19 protein-coding genes are annotated in these 20,909 nt (G+C 62.2%); 12 read left to right on the top strand and 7 right to left on the bottom strand.

Annotation, left to right across the window (positions count from 1 at the left end):
• The first annotated feature begins 29 nt into the window (after window positions 1-29).
• Complete coding sequence (locus JNB71_RS08585; RefSeq protein WP_220371416.1) at window positions 30-1,103, top strand: NosD domain-containing protein; 1,074 nt, start codon at window positions 30-32, stop codon at window positions 1,101-1,103.
• A 301-nt stretch (window positions 1,104-1,404) separates the two neighbouring features.
• Here JNB71_RS08585 and pyrF read toward each other — a convergent pair whose 3' ends face one another.
• The 3 genes from pyrF to dnaN all read right to left on the bottom strand — a co-directional run bounded on the left by pyrF (window position 1,405) and on the right by dnaN (window position 4,362).
• Window positions 1,405-2,097 (bottom strand): orotidine-5'-phosphate decarboxylase, encoded by a 693-nt coding sequence (gene pyrF / locus JNB71_RS08580; RefSeq protein ID WP_220372220.1) that lies wholly within the window; start codon window positions 2,095-2,097, stop codon window positions 1,405-1,407.
• A gap of 173 nt (window positions 2,098-2,270) precedes the next feature.
• A complete protein-coding gene (gene pmtA, locus JNB71_RS08575) occupies window positions 2,271-2,867 on the bottom strand; it encodes a phospholipid N-methyltransferase PmtA (RefSeq protein WP_162715670.1) in 597 nt (198 codons plus the stop codon).
• A gap of 376 nt (window positions 2,868-3,243) precedes the next feature.
• The gene (gene dnaN, locus JNB71_RS08570; RefSeq protein WP_220371415.1) at window positions 3,244-4,362 is read right to left on the bottom strand and encodes a DNA polymerase III subunit beta; all 1,119 of its coding nucleotides are present in this window, start codon (window positions 4,360-4,362) and stop codon (window positions 3,244-3,246) included.
• A gap of 375 nt (window positions 4,363-4,737) precedes the next feature.
• On the opposite strand from dnaN, the gene rsmI reads away from it, so the two are divergent.
• The 8 genes from rsmI to JNB71_RS08530 all read left to right on the top strand — a co-directional run bounded on the left by rsmI (window position 4,738) and on the right by JNB71_RS08530 (window position 12,661).
• On the top strand, window positions 4,738-5,667 hold the full coding sequence (gene rsmI / locus JNB71_RS08565) for a 16S rRNA (cytidine(1402)-2'-O)-methyltransferase (protein WP_220371414.1): 930 nt from the start codon (window positions 4,738-4,740) through the stop codon (window positions 5,665-5,667).
• Entirely contained in the window at window positions 5,657-6,025 is a 369-nt protein-coding gene (locus JNB71_RS08560; protein WP_220371413.1) for a YraN family protein, read from the top strand. The genes rsmI and JNB71_RS08560 overlap by 11 nt, the downstream gene beginning before the upstream one ends.
• Before the next feature lie 104 nt (window positions 6,026-6,129).
• Window positions 6,130-7,428 (top strand): extracellular solute-binding protein, encoded by a 1,299-nt coding sequence (locus JNB71_RS08555; RefSeq protein WP_220371412.1) that lies wholly within the window; start codon window positions 6,130-6,132, stop codon window positions 7,426-7,428.
• Between the two features lie 728 nt (window positions 7,429-8,156).
• Complete coding sequence (locus tag JNB71_RS08550; RefSeq protein WP_220372219.1) at window positions 8,157-8,981, top strand: ABC transporter permease subunit; 825 nt, start codon at window positions 8,157-8,159, stop codon at window positions 8,979-8,981.
• Between the two features lie 14 nt (window positions 8,982-8,995).
• Entirely contained in the window at window positions 8,996-9,838 is an 843-nt protein-coding gene (gene ugpE / locus JNB71_RS08545; RefSeq protein ID WP_220371411.1) for a sn-glycerol-3-phosphate ABC transporter permease UgpE, read from the top strand.
• Between the two features lie 13 nt (window positions 9,839-9,851).
• Entirely contained in the window at window positions 9,852-10,967 is a 1,116-nt protein-coding gene (locus JNB71_RS08540) for a sn-glycerol-3-phosphate import ATP-binding protein UgpC (RefSeq protein ID WP_220371410.1), read from the top strand.
• 326 nt (window positions 10,968-11,293) lie between these two features.
• The gene (locus tag JNB71_RS08535; RefSeq protein WP_220371409.1) at window positions 11,294-12,271 is read left to right on the top strand and encodes a sensor histidine kinase; all 978 of its coding nucleotides are present in this window, start codon (window positions 11,294-11,296) and stop codon (window positions 12,269-12,271) included.
• A gap of 6 nt (window positions 12,272-12,277) precedes the next feature.
• Complete coding sequence (locus JNB71_RS08530; protein WP_220371408.1) at window positions 12,278-12,661, top strand: response regulator; 384 nt, start codon at window positions 12,278-12,280, stop codon at window positions 12,659-12,661.
• Window positions 12,662-12,821: 160 nt separating this feature from the next.
• Here JNB71_RS08530 and JNB71_RS08525 read toward each other — a convergent pair whose 3' ends face one another.
• Both JNB71_RS08525 and JNB71_RS08520 read right to left on the bottom strand, forming a co-directional pair.
• The gene (locus JNB71_RS08525; protein WP_431028447.1) at window positions 12,822-13,211 is read right to left on the bottom strand and encodes a response regulator; all 390 of its coding nucleotides are present in this window, start codon (window positions 13,209-13,211) and stop codon (window positions 12,822-12,824) included.
• 79 nt (window positions 13,212-13,290) lie between these two features.
• The gene (locus JNB71_RS08520; protein WP_220372217.1) at window positions 13,291-15,048 is read right to left on the bottom strand and encodes an adenylate/guanylate cyclase domain-containing protein; all 1,758 of its coding nucleotides are present in this window, start codon (window positions 15,046-15,048) and stop codon (window positions 13,291-13,293) included.
• Window positions 15,049-15,245: 197 nt separating this feature from the next.
• Between JNB71_RS08520 and JNB71_RS08515 the strand changes: the two genes are divergently transcribed.
• The 3 genes from JNB71_RS08515 to JNB71_RS08505 all read left to right on the top strand — a co-directional run bounded on the left by JNB71_RS08515 (window position 15,246) and on the right by JNB71_RS08505 (window position 19,057).
• Window positions 15,246-15,512, top strand: coding sequence for a DUF2277 domain-containing protein (locus JNB71_RS08515; protein WP_220371407.1), 267 nt, complete (start codon window positions 15,246-15,248; stop codon window positions 15,510-15,512).
• Window positions 15,513-16,331: 819 nt separating this feature from the next.
• The gene (gene gshB / locus JNB71_RS08510) at window positions 16,332-17,279 is read left to right on the top strand and encodes a glutathione synthase (RefSeq protein WP_220371406.1); all 948 of its coding nucleotides are present in this window, start codon (window positions 16,332-16,334) and stop codon (window positions 17,277-17,279) included.
• Window positions 17,280-17,524: 245 nt separating this feature from the next.
• Window positions 17,525-19,057 (top strand): YifB family Mg chelatase-like AAA ATPase, encoded by a 1,533-nt coding sequence (locus JNB71_RS08505; RefSeq protein WP_220371405.1) that lies wholly within the window; start codon window positions 17,525-17,527, stop codon window positions 19,055-19,057.
• A 72-nt stretch (window positions 19,058-19,129) separates the two neighbouring features.
• Here JNB71_RS08505 and cysK read toward each other — a convergent pair whose 3' ends face one another.
• Together cysK and JNB71_RS08495 are read right to left on the bottom strand one after the other, a co-directional pair.
• Window positions 19,130-20,098 carry a cysteine synthase A gene (gene cysK / locus JNB71_RS08500; protein WP_220371404.1) on the bottom strand — a complete coding sequence of 323 codons (969 nt, stop codon included), beginning with the start codon at window positions 20,096-20,098 and terminating at the stop codon, window positions 19,130-19,132.
• Between the two features lie 133 nt (window positions 20,099-20,231).
• Window positions 20,232-20,849 carry a LysE family translocator gene (locus JNB71_RS08495; RefSeq protein ID WP_220371403.1) on the bottom strand — a complete coding sequence of 206 codons (618 nt, stop codon included), beginning with the start codon at window positions 20,847-20,849 and terminating at the stop codon, window positions 20,232-20,234.
• Window positions 20,850-20,909 lie beyond the last annotated feature (60 nt).

Here is a 20,909-nt window from a genome sequence, read left to right as displayed (position 1 = left end):
ACCGTCAAGGCCAGGCCCCGGGGTGTCAGATGATTTCATTCGGTAGAACCGCGGCCATGCTGGGTGTCACGACCGGCCTGTGCCTCTGGCTGGGCGACGCGCATCCCGCCAGCGCAAAGCCCGGCCAATGCGCACCGGACGTCTACGCCGCCGCAACGGCACCGGCAACGAGAAAGGACCCGCAGGTCGATATCCGGTGCGACTTGACGCTCAGGCCCACGGACATCGTCACCAAGCGCATCATCATCTCCGGCGGCTCCGCATCCGGCATGACACTCGATTGCCAGGGCGCGACGCTTGACGGTTCGCGCGGCACGGTCAACTTCGGCCGCCCGACGGTGCTGATCCGCTCCACGAAGGGCAAGGGAGGCGACTGGAGCGTGCCTTCCGGCGTCACCGTGCGCAACTGCAATATCAAGGGCGCATTGCGCCTCCAGGGAATGGGCACCAACGGTCAGGCAAAGGAGATGCGCCTGTCGTCCCTGAACGCCGATCACACGGCCCGCGCCCAGGCAGCGGCTCCATCCCGTATCGCGTTATCCGGGTTGACGATCGTGGCGGATGGCAGGGTTCCGCTCTATATCGGCCCCGGGGTGACCGGGGTGCGGCTTGAAAGATCCACCTTGGCCGGCAAGAGCGACGGACCGGCTCTCTATCTCGACGCGGAATCGGCGCGAAACACGATCAGCGGCAACAGGTTTGCCGTCGCAAGCAAGCGTGAGCAGATCGCCATCGACGGCTCCGCCGAAAACGTCATTACCGCAAACCGTTTCGACGATCCGGCTGGCGGCGGCATTTTTCTCTATCGCAACTGCGGCGAGGGCGGCACGATCCGACACCAGAAGCCGCAGCACAACACGATTTCGGATAACACTTTCGCCTATCGGGCGGCTTTCCGGGCCAAGCCAGCCGTCTGGCTCAACTCGCGCAATGGCGCCCGAAGCTACTGCTTCCGCGATCCCGCCCATCCCTTTGGCAGCAGCCTCAGTTCGCTCGATTTCGCCCAGTTCAACACCGTGACGGGCAATCGCCTGGTCCACGGTGCAGCGTCCCTCATTCGCAATTCCGACCCGAGCAACGTGATTGCCGGCAACAGCCGATAAACCGGAGCATGTCACGCGAAGGTGTGCAGCGATTTCGCGCAAACGACGGCAACAAAGACTTAAAGCACGACAAGCACCGTGCGCTGCCGACACACGAAGAGGCGGCTTTTGCCCCTCACCCTAGCCCTCTCCCCGCAAGCCGGGAGAGGGGACGTGCCCTGCTCAGCCGTGGAGACTGGCGAAACGGTGCCGCATGTCCCTTCTCCCCATCAAAACGGGGAGAAGGTGCCCGGCAGGGCGGATGAGGGGCCGCCGCGTCGCTCGATGACTGTCGTGCGTGGTGGACGATGGCCGCGCGCTTTCAGAGCGCCCCCGTCATCTCCTCGAGAATGGCTAGCGCTGCGGCGCGCGGATCGGCGGCCTTGACGATGGGGCGGCCGACGACGAGGTGGCTCGATCCGGCGGCAAGCGCATCGGCCGGGGTCATCACCCGCTTCTGGTCGCCCCGGTCGCTGCCGGCCGGACGGATGCCGGGCGTGACGATGGCCATGTCCGGCCCGACTATGTTGCGGACCGCAGACGCTTCCTCGGCCGAGCAGACGATGCCGCCCATGCCGGCTGCCCGCGCCTGCTCGGCACGGCGGAGCACCAGGGCTTGCGGGTCGAGCTGATAGCCGGCGTCGATGACGTCCTGGGCATCCATCGAGGTCAGCACTGTGACGCCGAGCAGGCAGAGCTCGGAGCCGCGCGCCGCCTCGACGGCGGCCCTCATCGCTTTCGGATAGGCGTGCAGCGTCAGCATCGACATGCCCATCCTGACAATGTTCTCGACGCCCTTGGCGACCGTATTGTCGATATCGAGCAGCTTCATGTCGAGAAAGATCTTCTTTCCGTCCTTCGCGAGATCGCGCGCGAACTCCAGCCCGCCGGCAAACACCAGCTGATAGCCGATCTTGTAAAACAGCACGTCGTCGCCAAGCGCTTTGACGATTGTCTCGGCTTCGCCGATGGTGGGGAGATCAAGGCCGACGATCAGCCGGTCGCGCGCGGTCACAGTCATTTTTGCCATCCTTGCCAGAGCTCAAACGGCTCCCAATCGCATGCGAGGCACGGGTCTGCAAGGGCAAATTGCCGCCGCCAGTTCGGACAATCAGCAGCGCGGCACCGGCACGTCCGCGCCGATGCGGACCTGCGGATGCGTGACGCAGATGCCGAACATCGGCAATCTCAATGCGTCTTGCGATAGACCCACAATTGCGCCGGCGGAATGTTGCGCACGACAAAATCATAATGGGAGATCTGATAGCGATCCGGCATGGCGACGACCGGCGACAGCGGGCCGTAGGAGATCTGGACGACGGGCCGGCCGACGGGAATGCGCGACAAGAGATCCTCGATCAGCGACACCCTCATATGCATCGGAAAGTTCAGAAGCGGCACGGCGGAAATGACGCTGTCGAACGTCTGCTCGCGGCGCGCACCCAGGGTCTTGTCCAGATTGAAGGCATCGCCATTGATGAAATCGACGCCGGGATAGGTCTTGACGAGGTGCTGAAAGAAATCGGTGGAGAATTCGACCGAGACCAGATTCTGCGGCTGCACGCCCTTCTGCAGGATCGCCTTGGTGATGACGCCGGTGCCGGGACCAAGCTCGAGAACGGGGAGGCCCGAATGCGGATTGACGACGCTTGCCATTCGCCGGGCGGTTATTCCGGATGTCGGCACGATCGAGCCGACCGCCTTCATATTGCTGCGCCACCCCTTGAAGAAACGAATTTCCTCGTCGAATTTCTTGCCAAGACGCTCTTTCAGCCGAAAATTCATGCGCATCTCCACCAATACGTCGGCGCCAAACAGCACGTCATGTTCTGTTCTAACGCGCGTCGTCTTCAATCGCGACGCGATTATGTGTCGCTGACTGCGACAAAAACAAGTCTTTTCGCGCCACTCTGTCCCCCTGCCAACAGCTCACTTGCCGCCACCCCGAAAATTAGCTGCGATGGTCTTGCTGCCAACAAGTGCCCGCCGGTCAGAAGTGACAAGGGCCGGAGACTGGCCCGGCCATCGCTTCAGACCCTCAAATGGCTCGCTCGTTGGCCTAAGCAGGTTCCGGAAAGGTGTCCAACGGTTTTTCGGCCAGAACCTGCGTTAAAACAAACACCTAAGCAGACCAAACGTTGGCCTGCCAACGAAAGTCTGCTTAGACGCGCATCGGCATCAGCACATAGAGCGCGTCGTCGCCTGCCAGATCGCGCACCAGCGTCGGCGAGCCGGGATCGGCAAGCATGAAGACAGCCTCGGTGCCGGAAAGCTGCGCGGTGATGTCGAGCAGGTATTTGGCGTTGAAGCCGATCTCAAGCGCATCGCTTTCGTAACCGACCGGCAGTTCCTCCGTTGCGCTTCCGGAGTCCGGATTGTTGACGGTCAGCGTCAACTGCCCGTCCGAAAGGGCGAGCTTGACGGCACGACCGCGCTCGGAGGAAATCGTCGAGACGCGGTCGACGGCCTGGGCGAAGGACTGGCAGTCGATTTTCAATTCCTTGTCGTTGTTGGCCGGAATGACGCGCTGGTAGTCCGGGAAGGTACCGTCGATCAGCTTCGAGGTCATGATGATCGAGCCGATGGTGAGCCGGATCTTGGCATCGGAAACCTCGACCGTGACCACCACATCCGGATTGTCGACCAGCTTCTGCAATTCGCTGACGGTCTTGCGCGGGATGATGATGCCCGGCATGCCTTCCGAACCGCTTGGCGCTTCCAGATCGGCGCGGGCAAGACGGTGGCCGTCGGTGGCAACAGCGCGCAGCTTGAGCTGGCCCTTGTTTTCTATGGTGTGGATATAGATGCCGTTCAGATAATAGCGGGTTTCTTCCGTCGAGATCGCGAACTGGGTGCGATCGATCAGCATCTTCAAGTCGGTGGCCTTGATGCGGAAGGAGTGCGTGAACGTTCCGGCGGTGAGGTCCGGGAAATCGGACTGCGGCAGGCACTGCAGCGAGAATTTCGAGCGGCCCGAGGCGACCGTCATCGCAGTGCCTTCGGCGTTGGTCGCCAGCAGCACTTCGGAACCGTCCGGCAGCTTGCGCACGATGTCATAGAGCAGATGCGCCGGCACCGTCGTTGCCCCCGCCTGCTCGACCTGCGCCGGCGTCGCCTCGGTGATTTCGAGGTCGAGGTCGGTCGCCTTCATTTCGAGGCTCGCACCATCGGAGCGCAGGAGCACGTTCGAGAGGATCGGAATGGTATTGCGCCGCTCGACCACGCGGTGAACGTGGTTCAGCGACTTCAGGAGATTGGACCGCTCGAGAGTAATGCGCATGAGATGCTACCGCTTTCAACCATCGCCGGGCGGGCCGCGCCTCCCGGCTTGAATTCTTGAGGTACCCGCTTGGCGGCGGGAAAGGATGTGGACGGGCAAAATGGCAGAAAAAAGCCGTGGAGCGCAAGGGTTATTGCCAACCAGAAGAGGATTGTCGGCAGGATTGTCCGCTCGTCCCCAGCATCCCGTTCGTATCCCACTCTTGCTGCCAGCCCAAGCGTCGCCCATAAAGGGGCGCTATAGCCTATGGGCCGAGGCGTCTCGCTGCTTTTCTCTTCTCCCCTGCGGGGAGAAGTGCCGAGCGTAGCCGTCCCCATCTGCTGTGGTCCTGTCCCAAAGGCGGGCGGGAAACGAGAGCGAACGAAAGAAGACATCGTGGAATATCAGGCAGAAGGCAGCAACGGAGCCGGCGAGCGGCAGAAGACCTACCGGCTGCATAATGTCACCGTGCCCGCCCGCCCGCTGGAACCGGCGCTGTATCTCGTTGCCACCCCGATCGGCAATCTCTCGGACATTACCCTGCGCGCGCTTGAAACACTGGCCGGCGCCGACGTGCTTGCCTGCGAGGACACCCGCGTCACCCGCGTGCTGCTCGACCGCTACGGCATCGTCAACCGGCCCTATGCCTATCATGAGCACAATGCCAACGAGGTCGGGCCGAAGCTGCTCGCAGCACTCGACGAGGGCAAATCCGTCGCCCTCGTCTCCGATGCCGGCACGCCGCTGGTCTCCGACCCCGGCTACCGCCTCGGCCAGATCGCCATCGAGGCCGGCCACCGCGTCGTTCCGATCCCGGGCGCGTCAGCCCCGCTCGCCGCCCTGGTCGGCTCCGGACTTCCCAACGATGCCTTCCTCTTCGCCGGCTTCCTGCCCTCCAGGGACAAGGCGCGCCGTGACCGGCTTGCGGAATTCGCAACCGTTCCCGCCACGCTGATCTTCTTCGAATCCCCGCACCGGATCGCCGCCACGATCGTTGCCGCCCATGACGTGCTCGGCGGCGAGCGCCGGGCATCCGTCTGCCGCGAACTGACCAAGACCTTCGAGGAATTCCGCCGCGGCACGCTGGCCGAGCTCAAGGCGTTCTACGGCGAGGGCGCCACCGTCAAGGGCGAGATCGTGCTCGTCATCGGCCCCCCGGATGCACCCGCGGCACCGGAAGCAGACGATGTCGATGCCATTCTCCTGAAACTGGTCAAGGACATGTCGACCGGCAAGGCGGCAACCGAGGCAGCCAGGCAGACCGGCCTCAACCGCAAGGATCTCTACGACCGTCTGCTGGAGCTGAAAGACCGGGATGAACCATGAGCCGCCCGACAGGAACCGCCTGAAGGCGCTCCGGCGCGGCTCGCTCGCCGAGTACCGCGCCGCCCTGTCACTGCTCATCAAGGGCTACCGCATCGTCGCCTTCCGCTACCGCACCAAGCTGGGCGAGATCGACATCATTGCACGCAAGGGCGATCTGATCGCCTGCGTCGAAGTCAAGGCCCGCCGGTCGCTGGACGAGTCCGTCTTTGCGGTGTCCAGTTTTTCGCAACAGCGCATCCGCGCAGCCAGCGATCTGTGGCTGGCCAGACAGCCGGATTTTGCGCGACTTTCGATCCGTTACGACATCGTTTCCGTCATGCCCTGGCGTTGGCCCGTTCATCTTCCCGATGCCTTCTGAGCGGCTGTGGCGCGGTTGTAATCGAATCGACACGAAAGCGTTATCCGCGCGTCATGAAAGGTCGATAGCCGGTTCCTCACCTTAACCCTGGTGAAAGGAACCGCATGATCAGGAAATTCACGATGACCGGCCTCGCGCTGGCCTTCTCCGCCACCTCCTCGCTCGCCGCGACCAACATCACCTGGTGGCACGGCATGGCCGGCCGCAACGGCGAAGTCATCAACGAAGTCGCCCAGAAGTTCAACGCGTCGCAGACGGCCTGCGCGCTCACCCCGGTTTCCAAGGGCACCTACGAGGAAGCGCTCGCTTCCGGCATCGCCGCCTTCCGTTCGGGCGAACAGCCGAACATCCTGCAGGTGTTCGACGCCGGTGCGGCGACGATCATCAACGCCAAGGGCGCCGTCATCCCGGCCGAAGATCTGATCACCAGGGCGGGCTACACGTTCGACCGCGACGCCTTCATCGACGGCGTGCGCTATTTCTACGCCGACAGCGACGGCAAGTTCGTCGGCATGCCGTTCAATTCCTCGGCCCCGATCATGTACATCAACGACGAGGCCCTGAAGAAGGCCGGCGTCGAGGCGCCGAAGACCTGGGAAGAATTCGAAGCCATTGCCCCGAAGCTGAAGGAAGCCGGCTTCATCCCGCTCGTCCAGTCGCAGCTCACCTGGCAGTTCACCGAGAATTTCTTCTCGCGCAACAACATCCAGTTCGCCACCAACAACAATGGCTATGACAGCGTCGTCGACACTCAGCTGAAGGTCACCGACCCGAGCCTCGTCATGATGTTCGAGAAGCTGAAGGCCTGGAAGGACGAAGGCTATTTCGGCTTCTACGGCGCCGGCTGGAACGATAACCAGAAGATGTTCGAGGAAAACAAGGCAGCGCTGTGGATCGGCTCGTCGGGCTCGTTCGGCGGCCTGCAGAAGACGGCGCAGATGCCGTTCTCGGCAGCCTTCCTGCCCTATTGGGGCTCGATCAAGGGCGCCGGCACCTCGTCCTTCATCGGGGGCGCTGCCCTGTTTGCCATGTCCGGCAAGTCGGATGAGGAAAACAAGTGCGTGGCCGACTTCTTCCAGTTCCTGACCTCGCCGGACGTGCAGAAGTTCTACCACCAGGCAACCGGCTACGTCGCCATCACCAAGGCAGCCTACGAGCTTGCCAAGGCTGAAGGCTACTACAACGAGAAGCCGGCCGCCGAAATCGGCATCAAGCAGTTGCTGCTGCCGGCCGGCGAATGGTCGAAGGGCTACCGTCTCGGCTTCTACCCGCAGATCCGCGAAATCATGGAACGCGAATACGGCCGCATCTTCTCGGGCGAAGTCTCCGTCAAGGACGCCTTCGATACGATCGAGAAGGAAGGCAACGAACTTCTCGCCCGCTTCGCCAAGACGGCTGGCTGAGTTAGAGGTTTTCCCCTCCCCCTTGTGGGGAGGGTGGCCTGAAGGGTCGGGAGGGGTTTGAGCTGAACGGCAAACTCCCCTCCCCAACCCTCCCCACAAGGGGGAGGGAGTACCCGCGAGCTTACGGCTAACTCCCTCTTCTCCCCAGCGGGGAGAAGAGGGAGGTCGGATGAGGGGGTTATCGCCGCACATTCCGAATGTGCCGCACGATACCCCCCTCTGCCCTGTCGGGCAGCCCCCTCAAGGGGGGAGATCACAAGCAGCAGCCTCTCGCCTCAACCGCAAAAGCGGTGAGGGAACGAATGATCTCCCCCCTTGAGGGGGAGATGTCACGAAGTGACAGAGGGGGGTGATGCGGCAAACGCCGAGCCGCTTCGGCCCCTCATCCGGCCTGTCGGCCACTTTCTCCCCGTGAACGGGGAGAAGGGATACGCCGCACCTTCACCCGCCTGACGAGGACGGAAGAAGGACCGCGTAACACTCGATCATCCCCTCTCCCCGCCTGCGGGGAGAGGGTTAGGGTGAGGGGCAAAACCCTCCGCACCCAAGACACTCCCCACAGGGCCAGACCCATGACGCACGCACCATCGCTCTCCCCGACGAGCCCCGCGCCCGCAAGCGCCACCGGCTTCTTCCGTCGTTTCCGCTCCACCCCCGCCGAGCCCGCCTCCGCAAAGCGCGTCCAATTCTCCTCGCCCTTTCTGCCTTATCTCTTCCTCGCGCCGCAGATGGCGATCATCTTCATCTTCTTCTATTGCCCCTCGGTGCAGGCAATCCGGTCGTCCTTCTACCTCGAGGATCCCTTCGGCTTCGGCTCCTCCTTCGTCGGGCTCGCCAACTATACCGACGTCTTAAAATCGACCGAGTATCTCGGCATCGCCCGCTTCACCGCCGTCTTCACCGCGCTCGTCACCTTCTTCTCGCTTTCGATCGGCCTGCTGCTTGCCGTCAAGGCCGATGGCGTGATCCGCGGCAATGCCGCCTACAAGACGCTGTTGATCTGGGTCTATGCGATCGCCCCGCCGGTCGCCGGCCTGATGGGCATGATGATGTTCGACCAGCATATCGGCCCGCTGGTGAAATTTGCGGGCCTGTTCGGCTGGGAGATGAAGGTCGGGCTGAACTACAACGATACCGCCTTCGCCATGATCGTCGTTTCCGTCTGGAAACAGATCCCCTACAACTTCATCTTCTTCCTCTCCGGCCTGCAGGGCATCCCCGTCTCCGTGCGCGAGGCCGCACTGATGGACTGCCGATCCGGCTTTCGCCGTTTCCGGACCGTCATCCTGCCGCTGCTTGCCCCGACCGCCTTCTTCCTTTTGATCATCAACACGACCTATGCCCTGTTCGACACCTTCGGCGTCATCGACGTGATGGTGAAGGACAAGGCCGCCAACAACCCGATCACGCTGGTCTACAAGGTCTATATGGACGGCTTCCGCGGCAACGACCTCGGCGGTTCCTCGGCCCAGTCCGTCATCCTGATGATCATCGTCTTCGTGCTCACCATCTTCCAGTTCCGCTTCATCGAGCGGCGCGTCCACTACAATTGAGCGGAGGCGGACCGATGTATCGCACCAAATTCTTCGACCACCTCATCCTGCTCTCCGGCGTCTTCATCATGGTCGGGCCGCTGCTCGTCGCCCTGATGACCTCCAGCCACGAGGCCGCCGACATCCACCGCAACGGCCTGTCGATCCTGCCGGGCGGCCATTTCATCGAGACCTACGAGACGGTGCTGACCAGGGAGGGCGGCTTTACCGGTAAGATCACCGGCTTGAGGATGATGATGAACTCGCTGATCCTCGGGCTCGGCTTTGCCGCCGGCAAGATCCTGCTGTCGATGCTGGCGGCCTATGCGCTGGTCTATTTCCGCTTCCGCTTTGCGACCGTCACCTTCTGGATGATCTTCACCACGCTGCTCCTGCCGCTCGAAGTGCGCATCCTGCCTTCTTACGAGGTGATGAACTCGCTGCACCTCACCAACACCTATACCGGCCTGATCGTGCCGCTTCTGGCGTCCGCCACCGGCACCTTCTATTTCCGCCAGTTCTTCAAGTCGATCCCTGACGAACTCCTTGAGGCCGCGCGCATCGACGGCGCCGGGCCTTTCAAGTTCTTCGTCGACGTGATCGTGCCGCTCTCGAAGACCATGATGGCGGCGATCTTCATCATCATGTTCGTCTATGGCTGGAACCAGTATCTGTGGCCGACGCTGATGACGACGGATGAAGGCTTCTTCACCCTGGTGCGCGGCATCAAGCAGATCCTGCTCGTCTGGGTCGGCTCCAACATTCCCGATTACAACGAGGCCTTTGCCTTGGCGATCCTCGCCATGCTGCCGCCGGTGATGATCGTCATGATCTTCCAGCGCTGGTTCATCAAGGGCCTGACCGAAAGCGACAAGTAGAGGATTGGCCACCATGGCAGCGATCAACATCACCAATGTTTCGAAGATCTACGCCGGCGGCGTCGAGGCGGTGAAGTCCGTCTCCATCGATATAGCCGACGGCGAGTTCATCGTGCTCGGCGGCCCGTCGGGCTGCGGCAAGTCGACGCTTTTGCGCATGGTCGCCGGGCTCGAGGCGATCTCGCAGGGGACGGTCGAAATCGGCGATCGGGTGATCAACGATGTCGAGCCGGCCGAACGCGACATCGCCATGGTGTTCCAGAACTATGCGCTCTATCCGCACATGACCGTCTACAACAATCTCGCCTATGGCCTGAAGAACCGCGGCACGCCGAAGGCGGAGATCGATGCCCGCGTGGCCGAAGCTGCCCGCATGCTGGAAATCGAGCAATATCTCACCCGCAAGCCGCGCGCGCTTTCCGGCGGCCAGCGCCAGCGCGTCGCCATGGGCCGCGCCATCGTCCGCAAGCCCGCCGCCTTCCTGTTCGACGAGCCCCTGTCCAATCTCGACGCCAAGCTGCGCGTCACGATGCGCGGCGAGATCAAGCAGCTGCAGAAGCGCCTCGGCACGACCTCGCTCTACGTCACCCACGACCAGCTCGAAGCGATGACGCTGGCCGACCGGCTGGTGGTTCTCAATGGCGGCCGGATCGAGCAGATCGGCCGTCCGCTCGACGTCTACCACACGCCCGCCTCCACCTTCGTCGCAAGCTTCATCGGCTCGCCGGCGATGAACCTTCTGCGCGCCACGCGTGAGGGCGGCCGCCTGCATTTCGGCAGTCAGGTGCTGGAAAGCGACCGCCTGTCCGCGCTGCCGACCGAGCTTACCATCGGCATCCGCGCCGAAGACCTGCGCGTCGCCCGGGCGGGCGAACAGTCGCTCGCCATGAAGGTCGATTACATCGAGGAACTGGGCGCCCAGCGGCTGGTCCACGGCAGGCTGGACGGCAAGAAACTGACGGCGGCGCTATCGCCGGAAATCGAACTTTCCGACACGATCGCCCTGACCATCGCCCCGTCACGCCTGCATTTCTTCGACGTGACGACCGGCAAGCGGCTGGCAAAAGCCCTCGATGGTCTCGGCGGCAGGCGCGAGGTTGCGAGCACGCTGGAAGCGGCGATAGGGTGAGCATATGCCGAGAGCCGGTGTTCGGCGATCGCGGCATCTATCACTTGAAGCCGTCGTGGCGCGCAGCTGAAAGCAGACGCTTGCGGCCACCTCGCGTCGCCTGTGCACCTTCGTTTCGGTCACCCGGAGTATCAGATTGAGCTTTTGCGAGCCGATGGTCTGCTCGGCAGCGATCACATCCGAAAGCCCCTTCCCCAGCGGATGTTGCCCACCACTCGCTAAAGACCGCGTCGGACCCCAAAGGCTTGCCGGCTGAACGGAAGCTCCTATTTAAGTGGTCTATATTGTCGCCTCAATGAACGCGATGAGAGGACGGGATGTCATCCATGTTGCTGGAAGATTTGTATCGTTTGATGAAGACGGGGCACGTCCAGGCCCAAGGTATTGTCGACACCATGACACAGGCCGTCGTCGTGCTGGATCAGCGCTTCTGTGTAACGACTGCGAACAACGCGTTCATCAAGGCTTTCAAGGTCGAGCGGGACGACATCCTCTCTGAAGACTTCTTCGGGCTGGGGAACGGTCAGTGGGACATTCCCGAGCTGCGGCAGCTCATATCCTCCGTCATCCCACGGTCGGCGGCCGTCATCGGCTTCGAGGTGCAACATGAGTTCCCGTCAATAGGCCAGCGTACATTTCTGGTCGACGCCCGACGCCTCGTTCACCCCGACGACAACAGCCCCAACATCCTCATCATCTTCGAAGACGTTACCGAGCGCCAGCGACACGATGCCGAAATGGATTTCATCGTCGCGGAGACGCGGCATCGGCTGAAAAACCTTTCGGCCGTCGTTCGCTCGGTCGTGAGCAACGCGAGGGCTGACAATCCGGCGGTGGCGGGCTTCAAGGAAGCGCTGCTCGGGAGGCTGGATATCACCTTCCAGGCGCAAGAGGTTGCCGCCCGTGGCGGGACCGCGTCGTTCGAAGCGCTATTGACAGAGGCGGTCAGTTCGACCGTATCGGAGCGGCTTGATTGCTCTGGACCGCCCATAGAACTCGAAAGTTCAAAGATACTTTCGGTCAGCATGATCTTCCACGAACTTGGAACGAACGCGATAAAGCACGGCGCGGCCACGGTACCCGGAGGAAGGATACGCGTTACATGGGAATTGGTAGAGACGCCGGGGAAATGCGCCCTGCTGGCGTGCCAGTGGCGAGAGGAAGGCGGGCCGGTGGTCTCCCCGCCAGAGCGCAACGGCTATGGAACTGAGCTGATCGAAGGCCTCTGCGCTCATATGGGCGGGAGCGCGGAACTTACCTATCCTCCCAGTGGTTTGACTGCGACGATTAAAATCCCCGTGTGAGGTCCTGTGAGTGATGTCTTTTACAAAGGGGCTGAAGGCCAAACCAAGGTCCTTGTCGTAGAAGACGAGTTCTTCATTGCCGATGATCTCCGGCGCAGTCTTACCGCTGCAGGGTTGCGCGTGCTTGGCCCTGTCGCTTCGAACGAGGATGCATTCGGTGTGCTGGAGCAAGAGCTGCCCGATTGTGCCGTTCTCGATGTCCATCTTGGCAGAACAAGAGTGAGCCCCGTTGCCACGAAGCTTCGGCAATTGAATATTCCTTTCGTTCTTACGACAGCAAGTCCCGCTCATGAGCTTGCTTCTGACCCGGCCCTTGCAAGCGCCATCAACCTTGGAAAGCCGACGAATTTGAACCGGCTCATCGAAACCATCCGCCAGCTGGTTACGTGATGTTTCATCGCGTGGCGTGACGGCCGGCACTGCCTCATTTCGCTCGTCGCTGCCGCCGACCTTTGCCATCGACCTCGTCTTCATCCAGGAGGTCAGCTACGACGAAGCTGCCGCGAAATGCGGATGTAAGGCACTGGACCGAGCGCTCGATTCCCACTGTTCAGTGGAACCGATCCGATGGCGGATCAAACAGCGCCTGCGCGATCTTTCCAAGCTCTGCCGGCTTCTCACAAAGCATGAAGCCAGAAAATCTCTGGGGGACGATCGAGGGATCATAAGATGTTGCAAAAACGAATGGAATGTTAAGTTCGTCCAGTCTTTCGGCGACAGGAAAGACCAGTTCTTCTCCGAGATGAATATCCAGAATTGCGGCGTCGATGACTTCGGATTCAATCAAATCGAGCGCCTCCTCGACAGTGGCCACCGGGCCAACAACGAGCGCGTTTAACTGGATCAACTTTCGGCGTGTTTCGTCCGCGAGGAAATATTCGTCTTCGACAATCAGAACCCGTTTGCCCTCGAAGAGGGGCAGGAAATTCTTGGTATCCACGATCTCTTCACCTCTGTCCGGGGACTAGGCCTACACTGTTTTAGGTGCTGCAATCAACTCGATCCCGTCCCTGGACGGGTCACTCCGCCAGGCTTGCTTTGCGCAAGCCGGCGAGGAATTTCTCGGCATCCGCGGGGTCCCGGAATGGCAGGCGGCCAATATGCTCTACCGGGGAGTATCTCGGATTGATTCCTTTGAGCTCCCGCCAAACCTCGCGGGCCTCGTCCAGTTTGCCCAGATGGCCCAAGGCCGAGGCGAGGAATGCGCGCGACAGGTCTGTGGTCGGACTGACGGCGATCCGATCCCTGAACAGGGCTGCCGCTTTTTCGTACTCGCCCATGACGAAATGGGCCGTGCCGAGAAAGTGCACGTACTGGTGCCCCAGGGCCGGATCGAGGCGCATCGCCCGTTCGGTGTACGGAATCGCCTTCGCCGGCGCTCCCGTGTAGAGGTGTACGAGGCCCGCGAGGTTGAGCGCGGGCGCGTAATTGGGGTTGAGCGACAAGGACCGATGGGCCTCATCCGCCCATCGCTCGTAATTTTTCTGACAGAAGGCAACCACAGCAGCGACGTAGTGGCTGAAAGGGTCCTTGTCATCCCTGGCGATCGCCTCGCTGGCGAAGCGCTCGGCCTGGTCGAGCGACGTCTCTGGCGTGTCGGTCCAGCGATTCTGATGATCCAGGACATACACCATGCCCAGCCCCCCGTAGGGGGCGGCGTAGTTCGGATCGAGCTCGATCGCCCGGCGGAAGCACGTGTTCGCCTGATCGAACATCTCGCGATCTTTCTTGACGCCGCGGATGAGTTCACGCCCTCTCAAGAACAGGTCATGAGCGTCCATGTCCTTGGTGCCGCTATCGATGTTGCGCGATTTTTCCGCTTCGCTGAGCGTGACCTTCAAGGCAGCCACGATCTGCTCCGTGATATCGTCCTGGACCGCGAAGATATCGGTGAGTTCGCGGTCGTAGCGCTCTGCCCAGACGTGGCCGCCGCTCGAACCGTCAATCAGCTGGGCCGTGACCCGAACCCGGTTGCCGGCCTTGCGAATGCTGCCTTCGAGAGCGAACTTGACGCCGATCTCGCGGCAAACCTGAGGGACGCTAAACGTCCGGTTCTTGTAGACGAATGCCGAATTGCGCGCGATGACGAAGAGACGGGAGACCTTGCTGAGATCAGTGATGATGTCCTCCGTGATGCCGTCACTGAAATACTCTTGATCGGCGTCACGGCTCATGTTGTTGAAGGGGAGAACTATGATCGACGGTCCCTCCGGCAATGGCCTCCCCGCCTGAGCCGTCTTCGGCGTCGGCGTGATGCCGTCCCGCAGCCAGCGCCAGACGCGCACCGGCCGGTCGATGTTTTTGACCTGCTGATTTCCCAGGTCTTCGAAGCGCGTCTCGAGCCGATCGCGCACCTGGTCATACACCGCCCCCGAAACATAGACCCCGCCCGGTTCAGCCAGCGCCTCCAGGCGGGCGGCGACATTGACACCGTCGCCATGGATGTCCTCGCCATCAATGGCGACATCGCCCAGATTGATCCCGACGCGGAATTCGATGCGTTGCTCTTCCGGCACGGCGGCATTGCGCTCAGCCATCGCCTGCTGCATCTCGGTAGCGGCGCGCACCGCCTCCACGACGCTGGCGAATTCGGCCAGCAATCCGTCTCCCATGAGCTTGACGACGCGACCATGGTGATCCGCAATCCTCGGACCAATCAGGTCAGTCCGCAGCGCCTTGAGAGCCGCGAGTGTGCCGTCCTCATCAGCCCGGATCAGACGTGAGTAGCCAACTACGTCAGCGGTCATAATGGCGGCGAGGCGGCGTTCCAAACTGATTTCCTCCCGACTGACAGAGTAGTGGATCGCCAGCCGAGAATCCATGAAAGTGTTGGGTTGGGACGTTTCAGACCCGAAGCGGCGCTTCTCGGCGAAGCGCTGCTGGCTGGCCAGGCGCGTTGCAAGTGGCCCTCCCGCGACTATTCTATATGCTTCGCCACCCTCTGTGGCAGAGAAAAACGCCCGGGAGCAAGCCCATGTGCCGAAACATTAAGCCGCTGTTCAATTTTGATCCGCCGGCGACGGATGAGGAGATTCATGATGCCGCGCTTCAGTTCGTGCGCAAGGTGAGCGGAACAACCAGACCATCGAAACGCAATGAGGCTGCATTCGAGCGTGCGGTCGTTTCGATCGCCGCCTGCGCCCGAGAGCTGCTCGATTCGCTGGAGACGTCACACCCCCCTCGCGATCGCGAGGAAGTCGCCGCAAGGGCGCGGGCGAGAACAGCCGCCCGGTTCGCGTAAGTAAGTGGTCCCGTTCGTCGCAAGCGCTTTCACTCCATATGCGATAGCCCCCCGCAAGGGGGAGATGCCCGGCAGGGCAGAGGGGGTGAAACGGCCACTGTCCATGTTTGTGCTGTCTGGACCTTTAAGACCGCAGCACTTTGAAAACGCTTCATAATTTCCTCCTTAAATCGATTCCGATTGAAGCAATCATGCCACGGCCGTCACCTGAAAGTCATCCCCGTTCATCCCCGCCCTTGGCGCCTGTGCCATACTCCTCCCGTCCCGCCATCGGATACACCGGATAGCGTTGCCGGCGAGGCGGGGCCGGTGCCCGGGTGATTTGGCGAAACGCACGCGAAATCTCCGGGGCTGCGTGAAAGGCGGTTCTCCTCCGGTCCGCAAATGGGCTGGGCGTGCCGGGCATGTCACACCACGGGCGGTTCACCCCGCCGGGCGGCTTTGCCACCCAAGGGTCAAGGGCATGCCCCACCATATTGAAAGGCCTGGCGGATAAGAGGCCGGGCCGGGGCATTGGAGGCTTCTCGCTGGAGAAGCGCAGAAGAACCTGAGAAGCGCGGCAAAAGACACCGAAACGGGGCACATCGCGTGTCACCTACTACTACTTACCTGAGGCACCCGATGTGCCCCGGCCGATCCCGCTGGCTCCTTGAGGCCGGCGAACCGAAATGATCTGAAGCACGGGCGAAAATCCGCCGCGTGAACGCCTCGCCGTGCCAAGTGCGAAGTCGGATGAAATCTGTAGGTTTCCGCAGACGCGATTTGATATAGACAGACCTGGCTTTTGCAACGACGTCCACGATCAACAGGAAACGCCCCATGGCAAAGATCACCAATGTCGCAGTCCAGATGGACCACGTCTCCAGCATCAACATCGCGGGCGACAGCACCTTCGCCATGAGCCTCGAAGCGCAGGCGCGCGGCTACAAGCTGTTCCATTATACGCCCAACCAGCTGTCGCTGCGCGACGGCAAGGTCTTCGCCACAGTGCAGCCGATGCTGCTGCGCGACGTCAAGGGCGATCACTACACGCTGGGCGAGGCCGAGCGCGTCGACCTCTCCACCATGGACGTCGTGCTCTTGCGCCAGGACCCGCCCTTCGACATGGCCTATATCACCTCGACGCACCTGCTCGAGCGTATCCACCCGAAGACGCTCGTCGTCAATGATCCCGCCTGGGTTCGCAATTCGCCGGAAAAGATCTTCGTCACCGAATTTCCCGACCTGATGCCGAAGACGCTGATCACCCGCGATCCCGCTGAAATCGCCAGCTTCCGCGCCGAAATGGGCGACATCATCCTGAAGCCCCTTTACGGCAACGGCGGTGCGGGCGTCTTCCATTCGACCCGCGACGACCGCAACCTGTCGTCGCTGCTTGAAATGTTCGGCCAGATGTTTCGCGAACCGTTCATCGCCCAGGAATACCTGCCGGCCGTGCGCAAGGGCGACAAGCGCATCATCCTGGTCGACGGCGAGCCGGTCGGCGCGATCAACCGCGTTCCGGCCGAACACGACGCGCGTTCCAACATGCATGCCGGCGGCAAGCCGGAGGCGACCGAGCTGACCACGCGGGAAAAGGAAATCTGCGCCCGCATCGGGCCTGCGCTGCGCGAGCGCGGTTTCCTGCTCGTCGGCATCGATGTGATCGGCGACGTCATGACCGAGATCAACGTCACCTCGCCTACCGGCATCCGCGAAGTGAAGAAGTTCGGCGGCGCCGATATCGCAGCACTTCTCTGGGACGCCATCGAACGAAAGCGTGCCTGACGAGAGAGCCGGCCGGATCGCCCTCGTGACCGGCCGGCGCGACCCGATGCACCTATAGGATGTTCGCGGTTGTTCCGCGCTTCGTTCGCAAAATACAACCTGTTTCAACCTCTGCGATTATCGCTGCCGAACCGTTCGATAATTGTTCTTGTTTTATTCCGCTATTCGTGCAAGATTTCCCCACACAACCGATGGAGGTTGTGGTGGCAGGGATGTGAGCCTGCCTCGCGGCAAGAGGGGCAGTCATGGTCGCGCGTGTCGGTACGGTTGCATTCCAGGGCATAGAAGGCGTGCCGGTGGACGTCCAGGTGATGGTCGCGCCCGGGAAAGTCGGCATGCAGATCGTCGGCCTTCCGGACAAGGCGGTGGCCGAGAGCCGGGAGCGCGTCCAGGCAGCACTGCATGCCTCTGGCCTGTCGCTGCCTGCCAAGAAAGTCACCGTCAACCTCGCGCCGGCGGATCTGCCGAAGGAAGGCAGCCATTTCGACCTTCCCATTGCGCTCGGCCTGATGGCAGCGCTCGGCGCCATCCCGGCAGATGCGCTCGGCGGCTATGTGGTCATCGGCGAACTCAATCTCGACGGGACGATCGCTGCCGTCGCCGGCGCGCTGCCTGCGGCGATCGGCGCCAACGGGCTCGGCAAGGGGCTGATCTGCCCTTCGGAAAGCGGGCCCGAGGCCGCCTGGGCGGGCGCCGAGATCGATATTCTTGCGCCGCGCAGCCTGATCGCGCTTGCCAATCATTTTCGCGGAACCCAGGTCTTGTCGCGGCCGGAGCCGGCGGTCCGCGCCAGTGCCGCCAACATGCCCGATCTCGCCGATATCAAGGGCCAGGAAAGCGCCAAGCGGGCGCTGGAGGTGGCTGCGGCCGGAAACCACAATCTGCTGATGGTCGGCCCGCCCGGCTCCGGCAAGTCGATGCTTGCCGCCCGCCTGCCCTCCATCCTGCCGCCGCTCTCGCCCGCCGAGCTGCTTGAAGTCTCGATGATCCATTCGATCGCCGGACAACTGCCGGGCGGCAAGCTGTCGGACCGGCGGCCCTTCCGCACGCCGCATCATTCGGCAACGATGGCCGCGATGATCGGCGGCGGACTGCGCGCCAAGCCGGGCGAGGCCTCGCTTGCCCATAACGGCGTGTTGTTCCTCGACGAGTTTCCGGAGTTCACGCCGCAGGTGCTCGATGCGCTGCGCCAGCCGCTCGAGACATCCGAATGCATCATCGCCCGCGCCAATCACCGCGTCACCTACCCGGCCGCGATCCAGCTGGTGGCGGCGATGAACCCCTGCCGCTGCGGCATGGCGGGCGAACCGGGGCATAGCTGCGTAAGGGGACCGCGGTGCGTCGCCGACTATCAGGGACGCATTTCCGGGCCTCTGATGGACCGCATCGATATCCGCATCGATGTCCCCTGCGTCACCGCCGCCGACCTGATCCGCCCGGCACCGGCCGAACCGAGTGCCGTGGTCGCAAGACGCGTCGCCCGCGCCCGCGAAATCCAGGCGGATCGCTTCATCGCCTTCGGCATGCCGGAAATCCTGTCGAACGCGCGCTGTTCAACGGCAATGATCGAAAGGATGGCCGAGCCGGATGCCGGCGGCCTGCAATTGCTGCGCGATGCAGCCGAAAAGATGAAATTTTCGGCGCGCGGCTACCATCGCGTCCTGAAGGTCGCCCGCACGCTCGCCGATCTTGACGAGAAGGCAACGGTCGGGCGTATCCATCTGGCCGAAGCGATCTCCTACCGGATCGCCGGCGAACGGCTGACGGCGGCGGCATGAGAAAGGTCTGCAAAAGACCACCCTCACGCCGAGATGAGGGCGGTCTTGATCTTCAACGCGCCGATCGTGCGATCAGCCGACGAGGTGTTCGAAGAGCACCGTCGACAGGTAGCGTTCGGCGAAGGACGGAATGATGACGACGATGTTCTTGCCTTCGTTCTCCGGACGCTGGCCAATCTTGATCGCAGCCGCCAGCGCGGCACCGGAGGAGATACCGACCGGCACGCCTTCGAGCTTGGCGACCTGGCGCGCCGTTTCCACGGCCTTTGCGCTGTTGACCGTGACGATCTCGTCATAGATTTTCGTATCCAGGATGGCGGGCGCGAAGCCGGCGCCGATGCCCTGGATCTTGTGCGGGCCGGGGGTGCCACCGGACAGGATCGGCGATTCCTCCGGCTCGACGGCGATAACCTTGATCGACGGCTTGCGGCTCTTGAGCACCTGACCGGCGCCCGTGATCGTCCCGCCGGTGCCGATGCCGGAAACCAGGATATCGACGCTGCCGTCGGTATCGTTCCAGATTTCCTCGGCCGTCGTCCTGCGGTGGATTTCCGGATTGGCCGGGTTTTCGAACTGCTGCGGGATGATCGCGTCCGGCAGGGTCGCTGCCAGCTCTTCCGCCTTGGCGATGGCGCCCTTCATGCCCTTCGGGCCTTCCGTCAGCACCAGTTCGGCGCCGAGCAGCGCCAGCATCTTGCGACGTTCGACCGACATGGTTTCCGGCATGGTGAGGATCAGCTTGTATCCCTTGGCTGCGGCGGCAAAGGCGAGCGCAATGCCGGTATTGCCAGACGTCGGCTCGACCAGCGTCGTCTTGCCGGGCGTGATCTTGCCCTGCGCTTCCAGCGATTCGATCATCGCAACGCCGATACGATCCTTGACGGAGGCGATCGGATTGAAGAACTCCAGCTTCGCCAGAAGATTGGCCTTCACCCCGGTTTCCTTCGCCAGCTTGTCGAGGCGAACGATCGGCGTATCGCCGATCGTCTCGGTGATCGAGGAATAGATGCGGCCGCGGCCGGGCTTGCGCTGCTCTGACATGGTGTTCTCCCTTTTGCCAAGTTGTGAGGGACAATAGGATCAAACCACCGCGCTTGCCAGATGGCTATTCTCCAACCGCTGGATGCCCATTGGAAAAAACTGTTGCGAAACCGTGCCTTGCCGAACGAATTTTTCAGCCAGCGCGGGTCGCGATATAGGCGGCGGTGGTTCCCAGAATACCCGCAGCGATCCGGTTCAGCGACTTCAGCGCACGCGGCTGTTTCAGAAGCAGGCGGGCACGGGATGCAAGCAGGATATAGGGGATCAGGACCGCCATCAGGACCATGAAGGTCGAGCCGACGAGAACGGCATATTCATTAGGGCCGATCGCGCGCAGATCGATCAGCGTCGGCACAAGGGCCACGTAGAACAGCATGGTCTTCGGGTTGCCGAGCGTCACCAGCAATCCGGACAGGAAGGACAGGCCGATGCTGGCGCTTTTCTTCGCCTGGATATCCCGCGGCAAAAGGCCGGCGGTCCAGAGCTTATAGGCGACATGGACGAGATAGAGCGCACCGAGGATCTTGATGACCATGAAGGCGGTGGTGAAGGTCTGGGCAACAAAGGCAAGACCAAGGATGACCGCCGTCAGATAGACCAGGTCACCGAGAACAAGGCCGAGCCCCATGAGGAAGGTCTCGCGGAAACCGGAGCCGAGCGCCCGCGCGACGATCGCCGTCATGCCCGGTCCGGGAATCGCGGCGGCAATGAAAAGCGCGCTGCAATAGGCAAGAAGGCTGGCAAGACTCATCATCGGCTCCGCGGATTGGCGAGCGGGCTATTTAGCCGTTTTTCTTGCTCAAGGCAATTT

Origin of the sequence: Rhizobium herbae, from assembly GCF_019511375.1 — a bacterium.
GTDB lineage: Bacteria > Pseudomonadota > Alphaproteobacteria > Rhizobiales > Rhizobiaceae > Pararhizobium > Pararhizobium herbae_A.
The sequence above is the reverse complement of the archived record's forward strand: the minus strand, read 5'-3'. Positions and strand labels throughout refer to the sequence as shown.